The organism is Ideonella livida (genome assembly GCF_010499455.1).
Classification (GTDB): Bacteria; Pseudomonadota; Gammaproteobacteria; order Burkholderiales; family Burkholderiaceae_C; genus Ideonella; species Ideonella livida.
Map to the genome: position 1 here is coordinate 1 of NZ_JAAGOH010000062.1, position 9,142 is coordinate 9,142.

Below are 9,142 nucleotides of genomic sequence, written 5' to 3' on the forward strand. Positions count from 1 at the left end.
AGCCGGGCGTGGTCGGCGCCGCCGGGCAGCAGGGCGTCCCAGCGTGTCGGGGGCACCGGGCCCACGTGCAGGTCCACCGCGGCGCTGGCGTCCCAGGCGCGCCGGCCCAGTACGCCCAGGCCGCCGGCACCGGGCTGGCGCGGGGCCAGCCGGGTGTGGCCCAGGCGCGCCTGGTCGGTGGTGGCCACCGGCAGCCAGCCGCCGGCAAAGGGTCGCCCACGCACCGGCAGGCCCAGGCGGTCGGCCATCAGGGTGGTCAGCCCGTCCAGGGAGCGCGGGGCAAAGCCCAGCAGGCCGGCGTGGCGCAGCCAGGGCAGCTCGCCCTGCGGTCCGCGGCCATCCACCGCCGTGCGCACGCTGCCGTCCTCGGGCCCGGGCAGGCCCAGGCCGCTCAGGGCATCCAGCAGCCGGGCCAGCGGGCTGGCGCTGGGCGGGCCCCATTGCAGGCCGGGGGCGTGCAGTTGCCGGCCGCGGTAGAACAGGCTGAGCCAGCGGTGGTGGAACAGGTCCAGCAGGGCCTGGCCCGGCCCCTGGGGCAGGGCGGCCAGGGCGCCGCGGCCGGGACGTCGGCCGGCCAGGCGCTCGGTGTCGGCCAGGGGCAGGGGGCCGTGGGGGCCGCCCAGGGCCAGCAGCGGGGTCAGCATCACCCAGCGCGGCCCGTCGCGCTGGGCGTCGTGCTGGCGCGCCAGGCGCTCGGCCAGGGCGGCGGTGCGGCCGGGCTGGGCCGCCTCCAGGGCCGGGGGCACGGCGGTTTCGGCGCGGTGGCGGGCCAGGTCGCCCACAGCCAGCACCTCGGCGGCGGGGAAGCCCAGGCCCAGATGGGCCTGCAGACGCACGGCCTCACCGCGGCCCAGGGGGGCGCTGCCCAAGGGCACGGCGCCGGGCACGCTGCGTTCAAGCCGGCTGATGGCGCTCAGCAGGCTGTGGCCCTGGGGCGTGAGCCACCAGGGGTCGGGCGCGGCCGCGCCGTGGGGGCTCACAGCAGGGGCTGCTGTCCGCTCATCGGTGGCCATGGTGTCCAGATCTCGTCGCCTTGGCGCAGGCTCAGCCGCACGAAGGTGTTGGTGGTGGTGGTCAGCGCCAGAAAGCGGGCCAGCGCTGCGCCCAGCAGCAGCGGGCTGCTGCCGGTGAAGGCGTTGCGGTCGACTTCCAGCTCCAGCTCGGTGCCGCGCACCAGGCCACGCCAGGCTGGGCCGGGCAGGCGGGCCACGCCGGGGCGGGCGCGCAGGGCGCGCAGGCCCTGCAGCGGGGCCAGGGCGCGGGCCTGTCCGCCGGCCAGCAGCTGCAGCAGGCTGCGCAGGGGGGCCACGCTGGCCTCCTGGTCCGTGCTGGCCGCGCCGTCTGCGGTGGCGGGGACGGTGCCGGGCACCAGGCTGGCGTGCTGCAGCCGCAGCAGGCCCACCAGGCGCCAGAGCTGCTCGCCGGCCACCGGGGCGTCCTGTGCCGGGCTGGGGGCGTACAGGGTGCGGATGTGCAGCGCGCTGGAGACGCCCTCGGCCACCAGGCGGGCACCGGCGGGCAGTTGCTGCGCGCGGTGCCGGTTGGTGCACAGCAGTCGGGTGTGGAGCAGGCGTGCGGTCTCTGGCACCTGGTCCTCGGTCAGGGCCAGCCAGACGTCGCTGCCGGGCAGCTCGGCGCGGGCGGCGCGGTCGCGCCGCAGGCTCCAGCAGGGTAGGCCGGTGGGGCCGGGATGGGCACCCAGCGGCGGCAGGGGCTGCGGGGGCTGGCCGTCCAGGCGGTCCAGGGCCACGGCCAGCACGCTGTGCACCTCCACCGCGGCTTCGTGGCGGTGACTGCCCACCAGGCGCCATTCGTGCTGGCGGCCGTCCAGGCGCAGGGGCTCGCCGGCTTGGGCGAACAGGTTGACCACCGGCACGCAGTTCAGGCGCACGGCTTCGGGGCCGACTCGGGCCAGCGCGGGGTGGCTGGCGTGGCGCCGGTCCAGCCCCAGGCAAAGCCAGGCGTGCTCGCCGGGCCCCAGCCGCGGCACCACCGCCGCCAGGCCCTCCAGGCGGAAGAACAGGCCGCGGGCGGCAAAGGCCAGCTGCTCTTGCAGCAGGCCCAGGCCGGGCGGGGTTTGGGGGGCGCGCGGCAGCAGGGCCTGCTCCGGCGCCAGGCCGTCCGGCACCAGCTGGTGGGGCGCCAGGGGCAGGCGGCGCCCGTCGGCGCCGATCAGGGCCAGGTGGCGCAGGCCGCAGGCCAGCGCCTCATAGAGCACGGGGCTGGCGGCGTCGCCGGCGCTCAGGTGCAGGCTGAGCTGCTGCAGGGCCAGCTCGCGCAGCTCGGTGCCGGGCTCGGCGCGCAGGCGCAGGCGCAGCTCGTGGCCGTCCACCCACTGCACGGCATCCAGGTGCAACGGCCAGAGGGTGAGGTCCCAGGCGGTGCGCCAGCGCAGCGGCGGCTCGCCGCCGTCCAGGGCGTCGGCCTCCTCGGCGCTGGCCGGCGCCGGCGGGCGGGCCAGCAGCAGGGTGTGGGCGGGCACGGACAGGCCGGCCGTGACCTTACCCTGCGCCGGATCGGGCTGCAGGCGGGCCACGGTGAGGGCGGGCAGGGGCTGGGCCAGGCTGGGGGCCAGTTGCTCCAGCAAACTGGCGGCCAGCACAGGCTGCAGGCGGCGCAGGTCGCGCTGCACCCGGGCAGCCAGGAAGGCGTTGGCCTCGATCAGGCGCTCGATGTGGGGGTCGGCCGCGGGCCCGGCGCCCAGTCCCAGCTGGGCCGCCACCTGCGGGTGGCGGCGTGCGAACTGCTCGCCCTGCAGTCGCAGGTGGGCCAGCTCGTCTTGGTAGGCGGCCAGCAGCTCGTCGTCGGCGCGCATCAGGCTGCTCCCTCGGGCAGGGGCCGCAAGCCGACGGACTGGGCGTCGGCGGCCAGGTCGAACTGCACCCGGCGCAGCTCGGGGCCCAGGGCCACGGCGGCGTCGATGCTCAGCCGGGCGCGCAGGGCCTGGCCGGGCAGGGGGCTGACCTGCACCTCGGTGTGCTGCAGGCGGGGCTCGAAGCGGGCCAGGCAATGGTGGACGGCGCGGCGCAGGGTGTCGCGGTCGTCGGCGCTGGCGGGGGTGAGCGGGCTGAGGTCGGGCAGGCCGTAGTCCAGCAGGCTCAGGCCCGGGCCTTCGGCCCGGGCGATGAAGTCTTCCAGCCCCAGTCGGGACCGGGTGTTGAGCAGGGCGCCCACCTCGCGGGCCAGCGATTCGCGCAGGCCCCGCGCGTCCAGGCGGCCCGGGCCGGGACCGCGCCAGTCCTGCGCTGCCGCCGGGGCGGCGCCCAGGCGGTCGAACAGCGGCTGGACGGCGGTAGGCAGCAGGCGGGACATGTCGGCGCGGGGGCGGGTCGGGGCGGGGCCTCAGCGGCTCAGGCGGCCTTGTTGGTCTCCAGGTCCCAGCCGAAGGTGGAGGTGCCCTTCTTCAGCGAGTCGGAGGCCTGCTGCGTGAACTCCGAGGTGATCTTGGTGAAGTTCAGCGAGAAGGTGTCCGAGGGCACGCCGCCACCGCCCGAGGTGGTGATGTTGCTGACCATGGCGCTGGTGAGCACGTATTCCATGATCGACATGAACACGCCGTTCTCATTGCGTCCGATGTGGATCTTGGCGTCGCCCAGCTTCTTGCCCTGCACGCAGGCGGCGTAGAGCACCGGGGTCGAGATGTCGGTCATCTTGTTGAACGTCATCTCGGTGAACACGGGGCGGCCGGCGGTGCGCTCGGTGTTCGAGGTGTCCATCTGCAGCGGCAGGTGCACGCCGTGGCTGTAGGACAGGATGATGATCTGGCCCTGGTACTTGTCGATCTGGCAGTTGCCCTTGATCCCAGGGATTTCGAGAATGATCACGTCCATTTGGACTTCTCCGTGACGGTGGCGGGCCGCAGGCGCCGGCCGGGGCCGGCGCGCCTGCGGCGCGGGGTTGGCTCAGGGGGACAGGCGCGGCGCGGGGCTCAGGCCGCCGGCGCCGGCAGCGAGGCCACCAGGCGGATGGAGGCGGTGAGTTCCTCCATCTGGAAGTGCGGCTTGAGGAAGACCGTGGCCTGGTAGGCGCCAGGCTTGCCGGCCACCTCGGTCACGTCCACCCGGGCCTCGCCCAGCGGGAAGCGGGCCTTGGTGGCCTGCGGCGCGCTCTCGTTGAGCAGCACGTAGTCGGCGATCCAGTTGTTGAGGTAGCTCTCCACCTCGGCACGGGTCTGGAAGCTGCCCACCTTGTCGCGCATGATGACCTTCAGGTAGTGGGCAAAGCGCGAGGCCGCCAGCACATACGGCAGCCGCGCCGAGAGCTGGGCGTTGGCGTTGGCGGCGTCCTTGTTGTAGGTCTTGGGGCGGTTGACCGTCTGCCCGCCGAAGAAGGCGGCGTAGTTCTCGCCCTTGGCGTTGACGATGGCGATGAAGCCCAGGTCGTTGAGCTCCTTCTCGCGCCGGTCGGTGATGGTCACCTCGGTGGGGCACTTGAGCGCCACGTCGCCCTCGGCGGTCTTGAAGCTGTGGGCGGTGATGCCACTGACCTTGCCGCCGCCTTCCACGCCGCGGATGGCGGTGCTCCAGCCGTACTGGGCGAAGGCGTCGGTGATGCGCAGACCCAGCTGGTAGGCGGAGTTGGCCCAGAGGTACTTGCCGTGGTCGGTGCCGTCCACGTCCTCCTCGTAGTTGAAGCTGCTCACCGGCACGGTGGCCGCGCCGTAGGGCAGGCGGGCGGCGTAGCGCGGCAGCACCAGGGCCACGTAGCGGGAGTCCTCGCTGTCGCGGAAGCCGCGCCAGCTGGCCAGCTCGGCGCTCTCGAAGATCTTGCTGAGGTCACGCGGCACGCCCAGCTCGGTGAAGTCCGACATGTCGAACAGCGCCGGCGAGGCCGCGGCCAGGAAGGGGGCGTGCGCGGCGGCGGCCACCTTGGCGATGCGCTCCAGCAGGGCCATGTCCTGCGGGTGGCGGCCGAACTCGTAGTCGCCGATCAGCAGCGAGTAGGGGTGGCCGCCAAAGGTGCCGTACTCGGCCTCGTAGACGTGCTTGAACAGCACGCTCATGTCGTGGTCGATGGCGGACTCCAGGTCCTTGAGCAGCTCCTTCTTGCTCACGTTGAGCAGGCGCAGCTTCAGGCGCGAGCTGGTCTCGGTGCCGAACACCATGTCGTGCAGGCCGCGCCAGCTGCCTTCCAGGGCCTGGAAGTCGGGGTGGTGCAGGATGGCGTTGAGCTGGTCGCTCAGGATGCGGTCGATCTCGGCCACGCGGGCGTTGATGGCGGCCACCACGCCCTGGTCGGGGGCGGTCTTCATGCCCTCGTCCAGGATCTGGGTGGCCAGCTGGCCCAGCAGCTGGCGGGCGTAGGGGCCCTGGGACGGGTCCAGCGCCATCTTGCCTTCCTGCACGATGCGGTCAAGCAGGCTGGCGGCATCCTGGGCGGTGGTGGCGGCGGCGCCGCCACCGGCTTCAAGTTCGGTCGACATGGGTCATCACCCCTTGTTCAGACGGTTGGGTGTGGGGAGGGACGGGCTGCGGCGGGCGGGCACTCAGGCGCCGCCTTGCTGGGCCTGGCGGCGCAGGGCCTGCAGCTCCTCGCTGTTGCGCACGATGCCGTCGAGCAGGGCGTCAAGCTCGTCATTGCCATCGAGCTTGGCCAGCAGGTCACGCAGCTGCTGACGGGCCTCCAGCAGGCGGGCCAGGCGCGGCACCTGCTTGACGATGGCCTCGGGGTGGAAGTGCTCGTAGTCGGTGAAGTTCAGCTCCACCTTCAGGTTGCCCTCGCCCTTGAGGGTGTCAGGCACCGAGAGGTCCAGGCGCGGGGCGATCTTGCTGAGGATCTCGTTGAAGTTCTCGCCGTCGATCTCGACAAACCGCCGCTCCTTGAGCTTGGGCAGCGGGTTCAGGGGTTGCCCGGAGAGGTCGGCCAGCAGGCCCACGACCATCGGCAACTCCTTCTTCTCGACCGCGTCGCCGATCTCCACGTCGTAGGTGATCTGAACGCGCGGGGGGCGGTTGCGTCCCACCCACTTCTGCAGGCTGTCAGCCATGACAACTCCTATCCACTCGGGTTGAAGGGCCAGAGCAGCGCCTCAAGACGACGGCAGGGGGTCGCCAGGCCCGGCGCTGACGCCGGAACCTGCCTGTGGCGGCCCCGCTGTCCTGGCCACCTCGTCCGCGGGGGATGGGGGTGGCGGTAGACCGGAAGCTTTGCGACCCCGGCTTTCGCACGGGTGAGCCCTGTTCACAAGGCGGGATGCTCCCGCAGACGCCGCCGGTGGGGCATCACGTGAAACGCGGGAGGGGACCCGCGGCGCGGGCAATCTGTCACACCCCAAGGGAGGGGTGAGGCGTCGGGCCGGGGCCGCGGGTGCCGCGCAGGCTCAGGCCAGCAGGCGGCGCAGCTCCACCCGCGAGTTGATGCTCAGCTTGCGGTAGATCTTGCGCACATGGGTGTCCACCGTGGTGGGGGCGATGTCCAGCTGCTGGGCCGCCTCCTTGTCGGTGTAGCCGCGGGCCAGCAGGCGCAGCACGTCCACCTCGCGCTGCGAGAGTTTCTCCAGCATGGACTCGGGCACACCGGCGGCTGGCGCCGGCGTGGCGGGGGCGGCGCCGGTCTGGCGGAACTCGGTGAGCAGCTGGCGTGCGATGCTGGGGGTGATCGGCGAGCCGCCGGCCAGCACCTGCTCCACCCCGCGCAGCAGCTCCTCGCTCATCGTCGATTTGAGGATGTAGCCCTGCGCGCCGGCGCGGATGGCCTCCAGCGCCTTGTCCGGCGTGTCCACCGAGGTGAGCACCAGCACTGGCAGCTGTGGCGCCTGGGCGGTGATCTCGGCGATGAAGGTGGCGCCCTGCTCGGGCCCCAGGTTCAGGTCCACGATCGCCAGGCGCCAGCCGGTGGCCGGGGGATGGGCCCAGGCCTGCCGGGCGGTCGCCAGACTAGGCGCGACAAGAGGCCTCAATTCCGGCTTTGCGGCCTGCAGGGCCAGGGCCGCCCAGTGCGCAAAATGGGGATCGTCCTCCACCAGCAGCAGATTGGGCTGCGCAGGGGGGCTGGCGGTGGGGGGCATGGTGGGCCGGGAGGACGCTGCAGGTGTCACGGATTATGCAAGCCGCGCTGGGGCGGCACGGTGCATCGGTGCCGGCGCAGGCGCCGGGCGCATGGCGTCTGCTGGGCGCAGCCCTGCTGAGCCTGGCCCTGCTGGCCTGGTGGTGGCAGGCCCCCACCGAGGCCCAGCCTCGCTGCCCTGAAACCGACAGCGCCTGCATGCTGCTGCAGCAGGCCTGGGTGGACGCCGGGCCGGTGGCCCTGACGGAAGCGACGCTGCAGGCCCTGCCGCTGGCGGCAGCGGCCCCCCAGCAGGGACCGGGGGCGCTGAGGCTGGTGCTGCCGCTGGACCGCATGGCCGCGCTGACGCCGGCGGCACGCACCGGGCCCGTGCCTGCCGAGCCCCCGGCCGCCGGCCTGTGCCTGCTGCGTGCCCCCCTGGTCAGCGGCCTGGCCCTGGACGGCCAGCGCCTGCCCGTGCCGGCGCTGCAGGCCCGTCGCTTCATGCGGCCCCTGCACCTCAGCCTGGGCGCCTGGCCGGCCCAGGCCCGCCGGCTGGCACTGGAGGTGCAGGCTCCGCACGGCCTGCTGCCGGGTCTGGGCCCCGTGCTGCTGGGCGAGGACGACGCCATGGCCCGGGTCTGCGGCGCCCAGGCCGACCTGATCCAGGAGCGCATGGCCGGTGCGGTGGGCGTGATGGCCCTGCTGGCCATGGCCGGGCTGCTGCTGTGGTGGCAGCTGGGCGAGCGGCAGGCCATGTGGTTTGCGCTCATGGCCGGCGCCTGGGTGCTGCACCTGCTGCACCTGCAGAGCCCGGCCGCACCGGAGCGCTGGGGGCACCTGTACTTCGCCAGCCGGGCGGCCTTTGTGCCGCCCATGCTGATGTTTGCGCTGGCCTTTGCCGGGCAGCCCATGCAGCGCTGGCGCCTGCCGCTGCTGCTGGGCTGCCTGGGCGGGCTGGCCCTGCTGTGGCTGCTGCCGCCGCCGGCCTGGTCCCTGTGGCTGCGCACCCTGGCCTGGGCCATGTTGCCGCTGGCACTGGTGGCCCTGGGCTGGCTGGTCGCCCACCTGCGGCACGACCGCAGCCTCTCGGCCCTGCTCATGACCCTGTCCTTTGGCCTGGTGATCCTGGCGCAGGGCCTGGACATTGCCCGCTGGGGCAGCGACGCGGGTTATGGCGGACGGGTGTGGAGCTATGTGACCGTGCCGCTGGTGTGCGTGGCCTTCGCCCTGCAGGTGGTGGAGCGCCTGGTGGCCCATGCCCGGGCCGAGGCCCGTGACGCCCACCGCCTGCGCCGCGAGGTGGAGGCCCAGCGGGTGCGCATCGCCGCCGACTACGAGCGCCTGCAGCGCCAGCGCGAACAGCTGGCGGTGCAGGAGGAACGCCGGCGCATCGTGCGCGACATGCACGACGGTCTGGGGGCGCACCTGCTGTCGGCTAGCGCGATGCTCAAGAGCCAGCCGCAGATGCGGCCGGAGTCGGTGGCCGAGCTGTTTGACGATGCGCTGCAGGAACTGCGCAGCGTGCTGGACGTGCTGACCGTGGACCCGGGGCCGGGCGACCCCGACGACGATCCGGTGGCCGGCCTGCTGGGCACGCTGCGCTGGCGCATGGCCCCGGCGCTGCAGGCCCGGGGCATCGAGCTGCTGTGGGAGGTGGGGGCGCTGCCCGCGGGCTTCCTGCCGCAGGACGCGGCACGTATGCACCTGCTGCGCCTGTTGCAGGAAGCCTGTTCCAACGTGCTCAAGCACTCCGGCGCCACGCAGGTGCGCCTGGTGGCCACCACCTGCCCCCAGGGCGGTGTGCGCATGGAAGTGCGGGACAACGGCCGCGGCTTCGAGCCCGGCGGCACGCCCGGCATCGGTCTGGATTCGATGCGCGCGCGGGCCAGCACCATTGGCGCGGCGCATCAGCTGCGCAGCGCCCCTGGCGAAGGTACCTCGGTGCTGCTGCTGTGGCCGGCACCGGTGGCCGTGGCGGCAGCCGCCACCGCCGAGACCACCGCCCCTGCAGCATCGGCGGCCTGAGGCGCCGGCGGGGGCGCCGCTGCCGGTGCTGCTGCCGGTGCCGGTTCCGGCACCTCGACACCCCCGGGAATTTGCGGGCGCGCCCGGCGCCGGCGTGGTGTGCCGGGGCGTGCCGCCGGCGGCGGCGCCG

The 9,142-nt window shown here is 73.7% G+C and carries 8 protein-coding genes and 1 riboswitch; of the genes, 1 reads left to right on the forward strand and 7 read right to left on the reverse strand.

Annotated elements, in window-relative coordinates:
- From tssG to G3A44_RS22810, 7 genes are all read right to left on the reverse strand, one after another.
- Positions 1–980 (reverse strand): type VI secretion system baseplate subunit TssG (gene tssG / locus G3A44_RS22780; RefSeq protein WP_163460049.1); only part of this gene is annotated, 980 nt, incomplete at its 3' end.
- Entirely contained in the window at positions 977–2,815 is a 1,839-nt protein-coding gene (tssF, locus tag G3A44_RS22785; RefSeq protein WP_163460050.1) for a type VI secretion system baseplate subunit TssF, read from the reverse strand. The genes tssG and tssF, both read right to left, overlap by 4 nt.
- Complete coding sequence (gene tssE, locus G3A44_RS22790) at positions 2,815–3,312, reverse strand: type VI secretion system baseplate subunit TssE (RefSeq protein ID WP_163460051.1); 498 nt, start codon at positions 3,310–3,312, stop codon at positions 2,815–2,817. The genes tssF and tssE overlap by 1 nt, the downstream gene beginning before the upstream one ends.
- Positions 3,313–3,350: 38 nt before the next feature.
- A complete protein-coding gene (locus G3A44_RS22795; protein ID WP_163460052.1) occupies positions 3,351–3,830 on the reverse strand; it encodes an Hcp family type VI secretion system effector in 480 nt (159 codons plus the stop codon).
- Between the two features lie 98 nt (positions 3,831–3,928).
- On the reverse strand, positions 3,929–5,422 hold the full coding sequence (tssC, locus tag G3A44_RS22800) for a type VI secretion system contractile sheath large subunit (protein ID WP_163460053.1): 1,494 nt from the start codon (positions 5,420–5,422) through the stop codon (positions 3,929–3,931).
- Positions 5,423–5,485: 63 nt separating this feature from the next.
- Positions 5,486–5,986: a type VI secretion system contractile sheath small subunit gene (tssB, locus tag G3A44_RS22805; protein WP_163460054.1), complete on the reverse strand. Its 501-nt coding sequence runs from the start codon at positions 5,984–5,986 to the stop codon at positions 5,486–5,488.
- Positions 5,987–6,080: 94 nt separating this feature from the next.
- Positions 6,081–6,186: riboswitch (cyclic di-GMP riboswitch) on the reverse strand.
- A gap of 133 nt (positions 6,187–6,319) precedes the next feature.
- Positions 6,320–7,006, reverse strand: coding sequence for a LuxR C-terminal-related transcriptional regulator (locus G3A44_RS22810; RefSeq protein WP_163460055.1), 687 nt, complete (start codon positions 7,004–7,006; stop codon positions 6,320–6,322).
- Between the two features lie 35 nt (positions 7,007–7,041).
- Here G3A44_RS22810 and G3A44_RS22815 point away from each other — a divergent pair, with 35 nt between their 5' ends.
- Positions 7,042–9,012 carry a sensor histidine kinase gene (locus tag G3A44_RS22815; protein ID WP_163460056.1) on the forward strand — a complete coding sequence of 657 codons (1,971 nt, stop codon included), beginning with the start codon at positions 7,042–7,044 and terminating at the stop codon, positions 9,010–9,012.
- Positions 9,013–9,142 lie beyond the last annotated feature (130 nt).

Bases quoted from the DNA above. Each gene is read 5' to 3' on its own strand.
- tssB (WP_163460054.1), bottom strand. From the start codon at position 5,986: ATGGCTGACAGCCTGCAGAAGTGGGTGGGACGCAACCGCCCCCCGCGC.
- tssC (WP_163460053.1), bottom strand. From the start codon at position 5,422: ATGTCGACCGAACTTGAAGCCGGTGGCGGCGCCGCCGCCACCACCGCC.
- tssE (WP_163460051.1), bottom strand. From the start codon at position 3,312: ATGTCCCGCCTGCTGCCTACCGCCGTCCAGCCGCTGTTCGACCGCCTG.
- G3A44_RS22815 (WP_163460056.1), top strand. From the start codon at position 7,042: ATGCAAGCCGCGCTGGGGCGGCACGGTGCATCGGTGCCGGCGCAGGCG.
- G3A44_RS22810 (WP_163460055.1), bottom strand. From the start codon at position 7,006: ATGCCCCCCACCGCCAGCCCCCCTGCGCAGCCCAATCTGCTGCTGGTG.
- G3A44_RS22795 (WP_163460052.1), bottom strand. From the start codon at position 3,830: ATGGACGTGATCATTCTCGAAATCCCTGGGATCAAGGGCAACTGCCAG.
- tssF (WP_163460050.1), bottom strand. From the start codon at position 2,815: ATGCGCGCCGACGACGAGCTGCTGGCCGCCTACCAAGACGAGCTGGCC.